11 protein-coding genes are annotated in these 13,896 nt (G+C 68.8%); all 11 read left to right on the forward strand.

Translation table 11 applies throughout. The features are described 5' to 3' along the window. The first annotated feature begins 34 nt into the window (after window positions 1-34). The 11 genes from WKC72_RS16400 (at window position 35) to proB (ending at window position 13,893) form a co-directional block, all read left to right on the forward strand. Entirely contained in the window at window positions 35-1,195 is a 1,161-nt protein-coding gene (locus tag WKC72_RS16400) for a CdaR family transcriptional regulator (protein WP_370183411.1), read from the forward strand. 138 nt (window positions 1,196-1,333) lie between these two features. Next, on the forward strand, window positions 1,334-1,486 hold the full coding sequence (locus WKC72_RS16405) for a hypothetical protein (protein ID WP_370183413.1): 153 nt from the start codon (window positions 1,334-1,336) through the stop codon (window positions 1,484-1,486). Between the two features lie 56 nt (window positions 1,487-1,542). Then, the gene (locus WKC72_RS16410; protein WP_370183416.1) at window positions 1,543-4,218 is read left to right on the forward strand and encodes a valine--tRNA ligase; all 2,676 of its coding nucleotides are present in this window, start codon (window positions 1,543-1,545) and stop codon (window positions 4,216-4,218) included. Then, window positions 4,215-5,642, forward strand: coding sequence for a folylpolyglutamate synthase/dihydrofolate synthase family protein (locus WKC72_RS16415; protein WP_005261300.1), 1,428 nt, complete (start codon window positions 4,215-4,217; stop codon window positions 5,640-5,642). Before WKC72_RS16410 ends, WKC72_RS16415 begins: the two co-directional genes overlap by 4 nt. Then, complete coding sequence (locus tag WKC72_RS16420; RefSeq protein ID WP_005248087.1) at window positions 5,639-6,049, forward strand: DUF4233 domain-containing protein; 411 nt, start codon at window positions 5,639-5,641, stop codon at window positions 6,047-6,049. The genes WKC72_RS16415 and WKC72_RS16420 overlap by 4 nt, the downstream gene beginning before the upstream one ends. A gap of 18 nt (window positions 6,050-6,067) precedes the next feature. Beyond that, entirely contained in the window at window positions 6,068-6,487 is a 420-nt protein-coding gene (gene ndk / locus WKC72_RS16425) for a nucleoside-diphosphate kinase (protein ID WP_370183419.1), read from the forward strand. A gap of 458 nt (window positions 6,488-6,945) precedes the next feature. Next, window positions 6,946-10,368, forward strand: coding sequence for a translation initiation factor IF-2 N-terminal domain-containing protein (locus WKC72_RS16430; RefSeq protein ID WP_370183422.1), 3,423 nt, complete (start codon window positions 6,946-6,948; stop codon window positions 10,366-10,368). A 206-nt stretch (window positions 10,369-10,574) separates the two neighbouring features. Beyond that, window positions 10,575-10,886, forward strand: a complete 312-nt coding sequence (gene rplU, locus WKC72_RS16435) for a 50S ribosomal protein L21 (RefSeq protein ID WP_005248081.1) — start codon at window positions 10,575-10,577, stop codon at window positions 10,884-10,886. Between the two features lie 42 nt (window positions 10,887-10,928). After that, window positions 10,929-11,192: a 50S ribosomal protein L27 gene (gene rpmA / locus WKC72_RS16440; protein ID WP_005248077.1), complete on the forward strand. Its 264-nt coding sequence runs from the start codon at window positions 10,929-10,931 to the stop codon at window positions 11,190-11,192. Between the two features lie 143 nt (window positions 11,193-11,335). Then, entirely contained in the window at window positions 11,336-12,796 is a 1,461-nt protein-coding gene (obgE, locus tag WKC72_RS16445) for a GTPase ObgE (RefSeq protein ID WP_037226351.1), read from the forward strand. Then, entirely contained in the window at window positions 12,793-13,893 is a 1,101-nt protein-coding gene (gene proB, locus WKC72_RS16450) for a glutamate 5-kinase (protein WP_112299443.1), read from the forward strand. Before obgE ends, proB begins: the two co-directional genes overlap by 4 nt. Window positions 13,894-13,896: the final 3 nt, after the last annotated feature.

Raw genomic sequence — 13,896 nt, forward strand, 5'->3', positions numbered from 1 at the left:
GCACAACGCCACGCAGAGATTCGGAAGGCCGTCCATGCTGAGTGAGGCTCTTGCGCAACGGATCGCGAACGAGATCACCGACGTCATCGGGTTCAACGTGCTCATCACGGATGCGTCCGGCACGGTGGTCGGCAGCGGGGACGAGCGTCGCATCGGCCAATTTCACGAGGCATCGATCGAGGTGATCCGTGCACGGCGCATGATCGCGCACTCCGCCGCGGACGTCCGCGACCTCGTCGGCAGTCTGCCCGGCGTGACCATTCCGCTCGTCATCGACGGTGACGTGGTGGGCACGATCGGGTTGTCCGGCTCACCCGAGCAGGTCGAGCAATTCGGGCTCGTGGTCAAGCGGCAGACCGAAATCCTGATGCAGGAGGCCTCGCGGATCGGTACCCGGCTGACCTACGAGCGGGCGACGGAAGAACTGCTCCGCGACATCTGTGATTGGCATCGCTCCGCGTTCACCGAGGCCCAGATCGTGCGGCGGGCACGGGGTCTGGGATACGACCTGCGCCTTCCCCGGGTCATGGTGCTGATCGGCTACGACAGTCATACCGACGACGTCGCCGCCCCGGGGCAGCCCATGTCCCACAGGGTGCTGCGCGCGGTGCAGGAGGCCTTCGACTCCGCGACCGATCTGGTCGCACCGCTCGCCCGGCAGGTCGTCGCGGTCACCACCGTGGTGACCGCACCGACACCCGCGGCGGACGCTGCTTTGGCGGACCGGTGCCGGAAGTATGTGTCCCAGGTCCGCGAACGGGGATGGGACACCCGCGTGGGGATCGGCTCGATCGCGCACGGGGTCGAGCAGCTCAATCTCTCGTCCCAGGACGCGTACGACGCGCTCCGGCTCGGCGCGGTACTCGACCCACGCGGGCAGGTCCACGACATCGACCGGTTCCGCCTCCATCAGGCCGTCTCGGTGATACCCGCGGAAACCCGTGACAGACTGTCACGGGCCGTGCTCGGCGCGTTGACCACCGACAGCGACTGGCCGCACCTGCAGGCGACGCTGATCGCCTGGGGGGAGTGCGGGTTCAACTCCAGCCGGGCGGCGAAGCGGCTGCACGTCCACCGCAATACCCTCGCCAATCGACTCGACAAGATCGCCCGGCTCCTCGGTCGCCCGCTGGACGAACCGGGCCTGGGCATGACGCTGTACCTCGCCTGTGTGGTGGCACAGCGGGCCGGCTGAGCCTTCTGCCGGCGTGTGTGGGAACACCACCGGCGCGCCCGTCGCCGTGTCGCCGCCGATCGGCGGCGTTTTCGATGCATACTCGACACTCTCGAGTGGTTGCCGCACTGGATGCGGCAGACGAACCGGAGGAATCCCTTGAACGACCACCACGTGCAGCTCTTCTCCGAGCTGCACAGCACCGCAGGATCCCAGGCAGGCGGCGAGGACGCCAGCGAGGCGCTGCGTCCCGTCGACCCCGAGCATCGCACCGCCACCGAGGTGCACCGCGCGCTGTTCAGCGACCAGTAGCGAGGCGGCCCGGTAGCCCCGTCGTCGGTCATCCGTGCGTTCATTAGACTCGACGGGTGACCAGTGCAGCTCCAGAAAATCGCCAGAACCGTGCCGATGCCCTCCCGAAGAGCTGGGACCCCAGTTCCGTCGAGGACGATCTGTATCAGGGCTGGGTAGACGCCGGTTACTTCCGCGCGGACCCGCACAGCGACAAGCCGGGCTACTCCATCGTCCTGCCGCCGCCCAACGTGACCGGCAGCCTGCACATGGGTCACGCTCTCGACCACACGTTGATGGACGCGCTGAGCCGCCGCAAGCGGATGCAGGGCTACGAGGTGCTGTGGCTGCCCGGCATGGACCACGCGGGCATCGCGACGCAGACCGTGGTCGAGAAGCAGCTCGCCGTCGACGGCAAGACGAAGGAAGACTTCGGCCGCGAGCTGTTCATCGACAAGGTGTGGGACTGGAAGCGCGAGTCCGGTGGCACCATCGGCGGCCAGATGCGCCGCATCGGTGACAGCGTCGACTGGAGTCGCGACCGGTTCACCATGGACGACGGGCTGTCCCGCGCCGTCCAGACGATCTTCAAGCGCATGTACGACGACGGGCTGATCTACCGGGCCGAGCGTCTCGTCAACTGGTCGCCCGTGCTGCAGACGGCGATCTCCGACATCGAGGTGAAGTTCGAGGACGTCGAGGGTGAGCTGGTCTCGCTGCGGTACGGCTCCCTGAACGACGACGAGCCGCACGTCGTGGTCGCCACCACCCGTGTCGAGACGATGCTCGGCGACACCGCCGTGGCCGTCCACCCCGACGACGAGCGCTACAAGCACCTGATCGGGACGACGCTCGAGCACCCTTTCACCGGGCGCGACATCCCGATCGTCGCGGACGAGTACGTCGATCCCGAGTTCGGCACCGGCGCCGTCAAGATCACGCCTGCGCACGACCCCAACGACTTCGAGATGGGTCTGCGGCACAACCTGCCGATGCCGACCATCATGGACAAGACCGGCAAGATCGCCGACACGGGAACGCAATTCGACGGGCTCGACCGCTTCGAGGCGCGCGTCAAGGTGCGCGAGGCGCTCGCCGAGCAGGGGCGTGTGGTCGCGGAGAAGCGGCCCTACCTGCACAGCGTCGGACATTCCGAGCGCACCGGTGAGTCCATCGAGCCGCGCCTGTCGCTGCAGTGGTGGGTGAAGGTCGAATCCCTCGCCAAGGCGGCCGGTGACGCGGTGCGCAACGGTGACACGGTCATCCACCCGGCCAGCCAGGAGCCGCGATGGTTCGCCTGGGTCGACGACATGCACGACTGGTGCATCTCGCGTCAGCTGTGGTGGGGTCACCGGATCCCGATCTGGTACGGCCCCGACGGTGAGGTCGCGTGCTTCGGACCGGACGAGACCGCGCCCGAGGGCTGGGTGCAGGATCCCGACGTCCTCGACACCTGGTTCTCCTCCGGGTTGTGGCCGTTCTCGACCATGGGCTGGCCCGAGAAGACGCCCGAGCTCGAGAAGTTCTATCCCACAAGTGTTCTCGTCACCGGTTACGACATCCTGTTCTTCTGGGTGGCGCGGATGATGATGTTCGGCACGTATGTGTCGGAAGACGACGCCATCGCTGGCGGCAAGTCCGGACCGCAGATGCCGTTCGAGGACGTGTTCCTGCACGGCCTCGTCCGCGACCAGTTCGGCAAGAAGATGTCGAAGTCGCGTGGCAACGGCATCGACCCGCTCGACTGGGTCGACCGCTTCGGCGCCGATGCGCTCCGCTTCACGCTGGCCCGCGGCGCCAACCCCGGCAGCGACCTGTCCGTCGGCGAGGACCACGCGCAGTCCTCGCGGAACTTCGCGACCAAGCTGTTCAACGCGACGAAGTTCGCCCTCATGAACGGAGCCGCGCCGGCACCGCTGCCCGCACGCGGCGAGCTGACCGACGCGGACCGGTGGATCCTCGACCGCCTCGAGCAGGTGCGCGGGGAGGTCGACGCCGCATTCGACCGGTACGAGTTCAGCAAGGCGTGCGAGGCACTGTTCCACTTCGCGTGGGACGAGGTCTGCGACTGGTACCTCGAGCTGGCCAAGGTGCAGTTCGCCGAGAACGACACGGTCGCGGCGAACACGAGGGCCGTGCTCGGCAATGTCCTCGACGCCCTGTTGCGCCTGCTCCACCCGGTGATCCCGTTCGTCACCGAGACGCTGTGGAAGGCGCTCACCGAGCGTGAATCCGTCGTCGTGGCGGACTGGCCGCAGTCGAGCGCGGCCGCCGCGGATGTGGTTGCGGCGCAGCGCGTCGAGGACATGCAGCGACTGGTGACCGAGGTGCGCCGGTTCCGCAGCGATCAGGGGCTCAAGCCCTCGCAGCGAGTGCCCGCACGGATCAGCGGCATCGCCGAGGCCGATCTGGACACGCAGCTCGCCGCGGTCACGTCGCTGGCGCGTCTGACCGACCCGGAGGACGGTTTCGCGGTGTCCGCGTCGGTGGAGGTGCGGTTGAGCAAGGCCACCGTCACCGTCGACCTCGACACGTCCGGCAACGTCGACCTCGGCGCCGAGAAGGCCCGGCTGGAGAAGGACCTCGCGGCCGCGCAGAAGGAACTCGCCGGAACCACTGCCAAGCTGTCCAACGAGGCGTTCCTGGCCAAGGCCCCCGACGCCGTCAAGGACAAGATCCGTACGCGTCAGCAGATCGCGACGGAAGAAATCGAACGCATCACCAAGCGATTGAAGGAGCTGGAAGGCGCGTGACCTCGCCCGACTTCACGCCGGAGGAAGTCAGTCCTGTCGACCTCGCGGAACTGACACTGGTCGAGGCGGAACTCGACAAGCGGTGGCCCGAGACGAAGATCGAGCCGTCCCTCACCCGGATCGCGGCCCTGATGGACGTGCTCGGTTCGCCGCAGCACGGCTATCCCGCCATCCACGTCACCGGCACCAACGGCAAGACGTCGGTGACGCGAATGATCGACGCGCTGCTCACGGCGCTGCACCGGCGCACCGGCCGCACCACCAGCCCGCACCTGCAGCTCGCCACCGAGCGCATCAGCATCGACGGGCGCCCGGTGTCGCCCCGCCGGTACGTCGACACGTACCGGGAGATCGAACCGTACGTGCAGATGATCGACCAGCAGTCGCAGGCGGCCGGCGGCCCCGCGATGAGCAAGTTCGAGGTGCTCACCGCGATGGCCTACGCCGCGTTCGCGGAAGCCCCCGTCGACGTCGCCGTCGTCGAGGTGGGTCTCGGCGGGCGTTGGGACGCAACCAATGTCATCGACGGCGAGATCGCGGTGATCACCCCGATCAGCCTCGATCACGCCGAGTATCTCGGCGACGACCTCGCCGGGATCGCCGAGGAGAAGGCCGGCATCATCAAGAAGGGCCGCGAGGACGCGCTCGTGCCCCGCGACGCCGTCGCGATCCTCGCCGAACAGACACCGGAAGTGATGGAGGTGCTGCTCCGCCGGGCCGTCGAGGTGGATGCCGCGGTCGCGCGGGAGGGCTCCGAGTTCACGGTGCTCGCCCGGCAGATTGCCGTCGGCGGCCAGCAGCTCGAGTTGCAGGGACTCGGCGGGGTCTACACCGACATCTTCCTGCCCCTGCACGGGGAGCACCAGGCGCGCAACGCGTCGCTCGCGCTCGCGGCCGTGGAGGCGTTCTTCGGTGCGGGCCCGGAACGCCAGCTCGACCAGGAGGCCATCCGGGAGGCATTCGCCTCGGTGGTCAACCCGGGACGCCTCGAACGCGTACGCAGCGCCCCGACCGTCTTCCTCGACGCCGCCCACAACCCGGACGGGGCTCGTGCGCTCGCCGCCGCGCTGACCGCGGAGTTCGACTTCCGCAAGCTCGTCGGCGTCGTCAGCGTGATGGGGGACAAGGACGTCGACGGCATCCTGTCGGCGCTGGAACCGGTGTTCGACGAGCTCGTCGTGACGAACAACGGTTCGGCGCGGGCCATGGACGTCGACGATCTCGCCAATCTCGCGGTCGCCAAGTTCGGCGACGAACGCGTCGTCGTGGCACCCACACTCGCGGACGCGCTGGAAACGGCCATCGGACTGGCCGAGGAGGTCGCCGAGCCCGGTGAAGCAGTATCGGGGGCCGGCGTCGTGGTCACCGGATCCGTGGTGACCGCCGGCGCGGCCCGCACCCTCTTCGGAAAGGATCCAGCGTGAGCGAGCCAGACTCGAGTGCTTCGGAACCGGAGTTCGGGCCGCCGACCAAGGACCCGTGGAAGGGATTCCGCGGGGTGGTCGCGGGATCCCTGATCCTGGAAGCCATCGTGGTGCTTCTCGCCCTGCCGGTCGTCGCGACTGTCGGTGGGGGGCTCACCTGGTGGTCCGGAACCTACCTCGTGGGGCTCGCGGTGCTCATGATTCTCGGGGCGGGCCTGCAGGGCCGTCCCTGGGCGATGAAGTACAACCTGTTGTTGCAGGTGGGGCTCCTGCTCGGGTTCTTCGTCCACGTGTCGATCGGTTCGGTCGGCGTGGTCTTCGCCATCCTGTGGGGATACCTCCTCTACTTCCGCCGGAACGTCCGTCAGCGAATGGAGCGGGGCCTGCTGCCGGGGCAGCGAGGCTGACCATTTAGGCTGTGCGCCGTGACTGAGCGCACCCTTGTACTGATCAAGCCCGATGCCGTTGCCCGCGGATATGTAGGAGAAATCCTCGGTCGTATCGAGCGGAAAGGTCTGACGATCTCCGCGCTCGACCTGCGCACCGCTCCCGGCGATATCGCAGCCGCCCACTATGCCGAGCACGAAGGCCGCCCGTTCTACCCCGGCCTGCTGGAGTTCATCACGGGCGGCCCGCTCGTTGCCGCAGTGCTCGAAGGTCCCCGAGCGATTGCCGCGTTCCGTCAGCTCGCCGGTGGCACCGACCCGGTGGAGAAGGCGGTTCCGGGCACGATTCGCGGCGATTACGGGCTCGAAGCCCAGGAGAACCTGGTTCACGGCTCCGACTCGGTCGAGTCCGCCGAGCGCGAGATCGCCCTCTGGTTCCCGCACCTCGCCGCCAACTGACACCACCTCTTCACCCACCCCTCGACCCACCGACCTGCCCTCCGGGCCGGCGGCGCCATCGCGTGCGGAACATGTTCCAGACCGATACGTGCGCCGCTGGCACGGACTGCGGCACACGTGTGGGATACTGAGGGTGGTCGGACCGCAATTTGTGCACCACGTGGCTTCGACCGGATGACACCACGGCTCGATGCCCTTCATCGCTGCCCCTGCGTCAACAGGAAATACCTGGGCGTTTCGGCACGCTGGATGATCAGGCGCTCGCGCCGTGGATCACGGCCATCCGTAAGGCACTACATGGGTGTGCAGTGAAAACGGACACTGCACGCGCTGTGTGGAGCGAGACCAGACAATCTCGCGCTCACATCTGGGGCGCGAGTACACATACTGCGCCCTCGCGTGGCCGCGTGACACCCCCAGACACGGGAGTGGACGCGCCCGGGGGCTGAGGAGACTACGTGGCCGATCAAGCGCCGCCCACAAATTCAGAGCCGAACGACACGGCCACCGCCGGGAGCACGGTTCCCGCTCTTCCGGAGAAGATTCGCGTACACGCCCTCGCGAAGATGCTGGGCGTGACGAGCAAGCAGGTAATCGCCGAGGCTGCGGCCCTCGGAACGGAACTGCGCAGCGCGCAGTCCAGCCTGCAACGCGACATTGCCGAGCGCGTGCACGCGGCCTTCACCGCTGCGCAGAACGCTCCCACCGAGTCACCCGCCGCGGCCGAACCGGTCGCGGAGACCCCTGCCGCTGAACCGGTCGAGGTCGCGCCGGAACCGGTCGCGGCCGCGGACGTCGAGGAAGCGGCGGCCGAGCAGACCGCGGCTCCGGAGGTTCCCACCGAGGAAGCTCCTGCCGAGAAAGCCCCGGCCCAGGAAGCTCCCGCCCAGGAGCCCGTCGCCGAGGAGGCCGCGGTTTCCGAGCGCGACCTCGGACGAGACCTGTTCACCACCGCGTCGTACCAGGTCGAGGCGCCCGCCGCCGAGCCCGCCGCGGAGACCCCGCCCGCCGTCTCGCAGGTCCCGCTCTTCCTGCAGCCCGACCTCGCGGCGGTCGAGACCCCGCCGCGTCGCCGGCGCAGTCGCCGGGATGCCGGGACACCGGAACCCACCACCGAGCAGCCGCCCGTCGCCGAATCGCGCCAGGCCGCCGCCGAACCGCGCCAGGCCGCCGCCGAATCGCGCGAGGACGTGACCGAGCCCGCGAAGGCCACGGACACCGGAACCGCCGACACCGAGTCGGACGAGTCCGACGTCGACGGCGATCAGCCGCGCCGTCGCCGCCGCGGCCGTCGCGGCCGTGGTCGCGGACGGGGCGAACAGCAGAACGAGCAGGACACCGACACCGACACCGAGGGTGCCGAGGCCGAGGAGTCCGCGCACGAGGACAAGGTCGCCGAGGCGCCGACTCGGGAGCCCGAAGAGAAGCCGAAGAAGGATTCCGAGGACAAGCCCGCGGAGGCCGAGCAGGCCGAAGCGGAGTCCGGTGACGAAGAGGCCGGTGAGGGCGACTCCGACGGGTCGAGCCGTCGCCGCCGTCGTCGTCGCCGTCGCAAGTCCGGTGTCGAGGGCTCGGGCGAGGCCACGTCCGAGGACGATCCGCCGAACACCGTCGTCCACGAGCGGGAACCTCGCAACAAGAGCCGCTCGAAGGACGAGGTCCAGGGCATCACGGGTTCGACGCGGCTCGAGGCGAAGCGTCAGCGTCGCCGCGACGGCCGCGACGCCGGCCGCCGCCGTCCGCCGATACTCACGGAATCGGAGTTCCTGGCCCGCCGCGAGGCCGTCGACCGCGTGATGGTGGTGCGCGACCGCATCGCCACCGGGCAACCGCACGCGACGACGCAGGTCGCCGTGCTCGAGGACGGCGTCCTCGTCGAACACTTCGTGACCACGTCGGCGTCGGCCTCGATGGTCGGCAACGTGTACCTCGGACGCGTCCAGAACGTTCTGCCCAGCATGGAAGCCGCGTTCATCGACATCGGCCGCGGCCGCAACGGCGTCCTGTATGCCGGTGAGGTCAACTGGGAGGCCGCCGGCCTCGGTGGCAATTCCCGCAAGATCGAGCAGGCGCTCAAGCCGGGCGACCAGGTGCTGGTCCAGGTCAGCAAGGACCCGGTCGGGCACAAGGGTGCGCGGCTGACCACGCAGATCAGCCTCGCGGGCCGCTTCCTCGTGTACGTGCCGGGCGGCACGTCCACCGGTATCAGCCGCAAACTGCCCGACACGGAGCGCAAGCGCCTCAAGGACATCCTGCGCGACATCGTGCCCTCGGATGCCGGAGTCATCATCCGGACCGCGTCGGAGGGCGTGAGCGAAGAAGAACTCGCCCGCGACGTGAAGCGTCTGCAGGATCAGTGGGCCGGAATCGAGGCTCAGGCCGCGAAGGCGGAATCCGGCAAGTCCGGTAACCCGCAGGCCCTGTACGAGGAGCCCGACCTTCTCGTGAAGGTCATCCGCGACCTGTTCAACGAGGACTTCTCCAAGCTCGTGATCGAGGGAGGGAAGGCCTGGTCGACGGTCGAGTCGTACATCAAGTCGGTGGCTCCCGACCTCATGCCGAGGCTCGAGCAGCACACGTCGGACAACAGTGTCGACGTCTTCGAGGCGCACCGCATCGACGAGCAGCTGGCGAAGGCGCTCGACCGCAAGGTCTGGTTGCCGTCCGGCGGCACGCTCGTCATCGACCGCACCGAGGCCATGACCGTGGTCGATGTCAACACCGGCAAGTTCACCGGTGCCGGCGGAAACCTCGAGGAGACCGTCACCCGGAACAACCTCGAGGCGGCCGAGGAGATCGTCCGGCAGATGCGCCTGCGCGACATCGGCGGGATGATCGTCGTCGACTTCATCGACATGGTGCTCGAATCGAATCGCGATCTCGTGCTGCGACGCCTGACCGAGGCACTGGGCCGGGATCGCACCCGCCACCAGGTGTCCGAGGTCACGTCGCTGGGCCTGGTCCAGATGACGCGGAAGAAGCTGGGCACCGGGCTGGTCGAGGCGTTCTCGACGACGTGTGAGCACTGCCACGGCCGGGGCATCATCGTTCACGCCGAGCCGATCGAGGTGAAGACCTCCGAGGACAACGGTGCGCGCGCGTCGTCCCGCGGCGGCGATTCCGGTGGCTCCCGCAAGAAGCGGGGACGCGACAAGTCGTCCGGCGGGGAGACCTCGCAGCCTCCTGTGCACGAGGAGACCCCGACGGTGGATGCCACCGTCAAGCGGGCCCACCCGGTCGCCCTCGCGATGGCACACCACCATCACGAGGAGGAGGCCGCGCACGCACACAGCGGGCACGCGGCGGAGCAGGCCGCCGCGGCGGTTCCCGAGCCGGAGCGGGCGGTCGCCGACACGGCGGAGACGCCGGCGGCGGACCTGCCCGGGATCGAGGAAGCCGTGGCGGAGGCCCCGGCAGCGGTGGCTGCGGAAGCGGTCGTGGCTCCCGAGGCGGAGGACGCTGTCGTCGAGGAGGCTGTCGTCGAACAAGCGGTGGCCGAAGAAGCCGTCGCCGAAGCGCCGGTCGTCGAAGCTGCGCCGGCCGAAGCGGCTCCGGTCGCCGAGACCCCGGAACCCGTCGTGGAGCGCGAGCCCGAACCGGAGCCGGTGGCCCCGCCGCGGCGCCGGAGCCGGCGGGTGTCGAGGGCAGCGGCAGCGCCGGTGTCCGAAACCCCGAGCGCCGGGACGGTATTCGTGATTCCGACATCGGAGTCCGGCGCGGAGCACGCACCGGAGCCCGAACCGGCCATGTCGGCTTCGGCCGTGAGCGGACCGCCGGCGTCCTCGCCCGACGGCGCGGATTCGCAGGCAGCGCCGCGCAGGCCGCGTCGTCGCCGGGCCGCGGCACGTCCCGCCGGCCCGCCGGTGGACGCCGACAACTGACGAGGGACCTCGGGAAGGCAATCGACGCCGGTTTGTACGGAACGGTTGCCTTCCTGTAACCTTGACCAGTCGCTACTCGGCGATGAAGGTCAGCTGTGCCCTCACTTGTGAAGGCTGCGCGATCTCGACCGAGCTAGCCGTCACACCAGACCAGTCGCGCACACTGTGGCGCGAGCAAGTTCGAAGAAGCAAGGGGTAGCCCTCCGATGGCAACGTACGCGATCGTCAAGACCGGCGGAAAGCAGTACAAGGTCGCTGTTGGTGACCTCGTCAAGGTCGAGAAGATCGAGGGTGAGCCCGGCACTGCTGTCTCGCTTGCTCCCGTTCTCGTCGTCGACGGATCCGATCTGACGACCGACGCCGACAAGCTGGCCAAGATCTCGGTCACGGGTGAGGTCGTCGAGCACACCAAGGGCCCGAAGATCCGGATCCACAAGTTCAAGAACAAGACCGGCTACCACAAGCGTCAGGGCCACAGGCAGAAGCTGACGGTCCTCAAGGTCACCGGCATCAAGTAGCTAGAGCTTCAGAGCTGATTTCACCCGAGGAGGGTCAAGAACATGGCACATAAGAAGGGTGCATCCAGCTCCCGTAACGGTCGCGATTCAAATGCTCAGCGACTCGGCGTGAAGCGTTTCGGCGGCCAGTCCGTCAGCGCCGGCGAGATCCTGGTGCGTCAGCGCGGAACCCACTTCCACCCCGGCGTCAACGTCGGTCGTGGCGGCGACGACACGCTCTTCGCGCTCTCTGCCGGTGCCGTCGAGTTCGGCACCAAGCGTGGACGCAAGACCGTGAACATCGTTCCGGCGGCGGCAGAGGCCTAGTCCTGCCGCGAGTATGCATCGTCCCGTGAGGGACGTTTCACGCTCCCAATAGGGGCGGACCTGGGTCGTGATACCCGGTCCGCCCCTATTGTTTTTTTCAAGAGTGAGATCAACACAATTGACTGAGGAAGGATCCGGCAGTCATGTCCCGATTCATTGACCGCGTCGTGCTGCACGTCAGCGCCGGAAAAGGCGGCAATGGCTGCGCCTCCGTACACCGGGAGAAGTTCAAACCGCTCGGTGGCCCGGACGGCGGCAACGGCGGGCGTGGCGGTGACGTCGTGCTCGAGGTGGACGGCAACGTCCACACCCTCCTCGACTTCCATTTCCACCCCCACGCGAAGGCCACCAACGGCAAGCAGGGGATGGGGAGCAACCGTGACGGCGCCCAGGGCGACGACCTGATCCTGAAGGTCCCCGACGGCACCGTCGTCCTCGACAAGGACGGCCGTATCCTCGCCGACCTCATCGGTGTCGGCACCCGCTTCGAGGCCGCCCAGGGTGGCCGCGGCGGACTCGGCAACGCGGCCCTGTCGTCGAAGGCGCGCAAGGCGCCGGGCTTCGCCCTCCTCGGTGAGGACGGCGTCGAGCGGGAACTGGTCCTCGAACTGAAGTCCGTGGCCGATGTCGGGCTGGTCGGATTTCCGTCTGCGGGCAAGTCCTCGCTCGTGTCGGTGCTGTCGGCGGCGAAGCCGAAGATCGCCGACTACCCGTTCACGACGCTCGTGCCGAACCTCGGCGTGGTGTCGAGCGGCGACACCACGTTCACGGTGGCCGACGTGCCCGGGTTGATCCCCGGCGCGAGCGACGGCCGCGGACTGGGTCTGGACTTCCTGCGCCACCTCGAGCGGTGCGCCGTGCTGGCCCACGTCGTCGACTGCGCGACGCTCGACCCGGGCCGCGATCCGATCTCCGACATCGACGCGCTCGAGGCCGAACTCGCGGCGTACAAGGGCGCGTTGTCCGGGGACACGGGGCTCGGTGACCTCGCGGACCGTCCCCGCATCGTGATCCTGAACAAGGCGGACGTGCCGGAGGCCGCGGAGCTGGCCGAGATGGTGACCCCCGACCTCGAGGCTCGCGGATGGCCGATCTTCACGATTTCGGCCGTGAGCCGAGAGGGATTGCGCCCGTTGACGTTCGCACTGGCGAAGCTGGTTGCGGACTACCGTGAGGCGCACCCGAAGGCCGAGCCGAAGCGTCAGGTGATCCGCCCGGTGATCGCAAACGAGAACAGCTTCAGCGTCGTCGCCGATCCCGAGATTCCCGGTGGGTTCATCGTCCGCGGCACGCGGCCGGAGCGCTGGGTGCGGCAGACGCAGTTCGACAACGACGAGGCCGTGGGCTACCTCGCCGACCGCCTCGCGCGGCTCGGGGTGGAAACCGAACTCGTCAAGCAGGGTGCGGAGCCGGGCGCGTCCGTCACGATCGGCAACGTGAGCTTCGACTGGGAGCCCCAGACACCCGCCGGTGTCGATCTCACCCGCACCGGGCGCGGCACCGACCCGCGTCTGGACCAGGTGGAGCGGATCGGCGCCACCGAACGCAAGCACGCTTCCAGGGTCCGTCGCGGTCTCGAAGGCCTCGACCCCGAAGACCAGTGAGCGCCACCCGGCGCACGATCGCGTCGGCCGGCAGCATCGTCGTGAAGATCGGATCGTCCGCGCTGACCAGCCTGGTCGGCGGGCTCGACGTCGGTCGACTCGACGCGCTGGCCGACGCGATCGAGGCACGGATGCGTGCCGGTTCCGACGTGGTCGTCGTGTCGTCCGGGGCCGTGGGCGCGGGTCTGGCCCCGCTGGGGTTGACCAAGCGGCCACGGGACCTGGCGACGAAGCAGGCCGCCGCGAGCGTGGGCCAGCTGGCGCTGGCCCACGCCTGGGGCACGTCGTTCGCCCGGTACGGGCGCACCGTCGGGCAGGTGCTGCTCACCGCAGACGACATCGCGCGCCGCGCGCAGCATCGCAACGCGCAACGCACCCTCGACCGCCTGCGCGCGCTGCACGCGGTCGCGGTCGTCAACGAGAACGACACGGTGGCCACGGCGGAGTTGCGATTCGGTGACAACGACCGGCTCGCGGCACTCGTCGCGCACCTGGTCGGCGCCGACGCGCTGGTCCTGCTGTCCGATGTCGACGGGCTGTACGACGGCGACCCCCGTAAGGGCAACGCCACGCTGATTCCCGAGGTGAACAGCCCCGAGGATCTCGACGGGGTGGTCGCGGGCTCGGGCGGCGCTCTCGGCACCGGCGGGATGGCGTCCAAGCTGTCGGCAGCGCGCCTCGCGGCCGATGCCGGCGTGCCCGTGCTGCTCGCCGCCGCCTCGGATGCCGGGGCAGCGCTGCGGGACGCCGGGGTGGGGACGGCGTTCGCGGCCCGGCCGTCCCGGTTGTCGGCGCGCAAGTTCTGGGTACGCCACGCCGCGGACGAGCAGGGGATCCTGCACATCGACGAGGGCGCTGTGCGTGCCGTCGTCACCAAGCGGCGGTCGTTGCTGCCCGCGGGGATCAGTGCGGTATCGGGGCGGTTCTACGGCGGCGACGTCGTGTCGCTCCTCGGCCCCGACGAGCGTCCCGTCGCCAGGGGAGTGGTGGCATACGACTCCGCCGAGATCAGCGACATCCTGGGCAAGTCGACCCAGGAACTGCCCGCGGAGATGCAGCGCCCCGTCGTCCACGCGGACGATCTGGTGCCGCTCTGAGGG

The sequence above is a fragment of the Rhodococcus wratislaviensis genome, from assembly GCF_041228765.1.
Lineage (GTDB): Bacteria > Actinomycetota > Actinomycetes > Mycobacteriales > Mycobacteriaceae > Rhodococcus_F > Rhodococcus_F wratislaviensis.

Excerpts from the sequence above, each read along its gene's own strand:
- WKC72_RS16400 (WP_370183411.1), top strand. The coding sequence starts at position 35 with ATGCTGAGTGAGGCTCTTGCGCAACGGATCGCGAACGAGATCACCGAC.
- obgE (WP_037226351.1), top strand. The coding sequence starts at position 11,336 with ATGTCCCGATTCATTGACCGCGTCGTGCTGCACGTCAGCGCCGGAAAA.
- rpmA (WP_005248077.1), top strand. The coding sequence starts at position 10,929 with ATGGCACATAAGAAGGGTGCATCCAGCTCCCGTAACGGTCGCGATTCA.
- rplU (WP_005248081.1), top strand. The coding sequence starts at position 10,575 with ATGGCAACGTACGCGATCGTCAAGACCGGCGGAAAGCAGTACAAGGTC.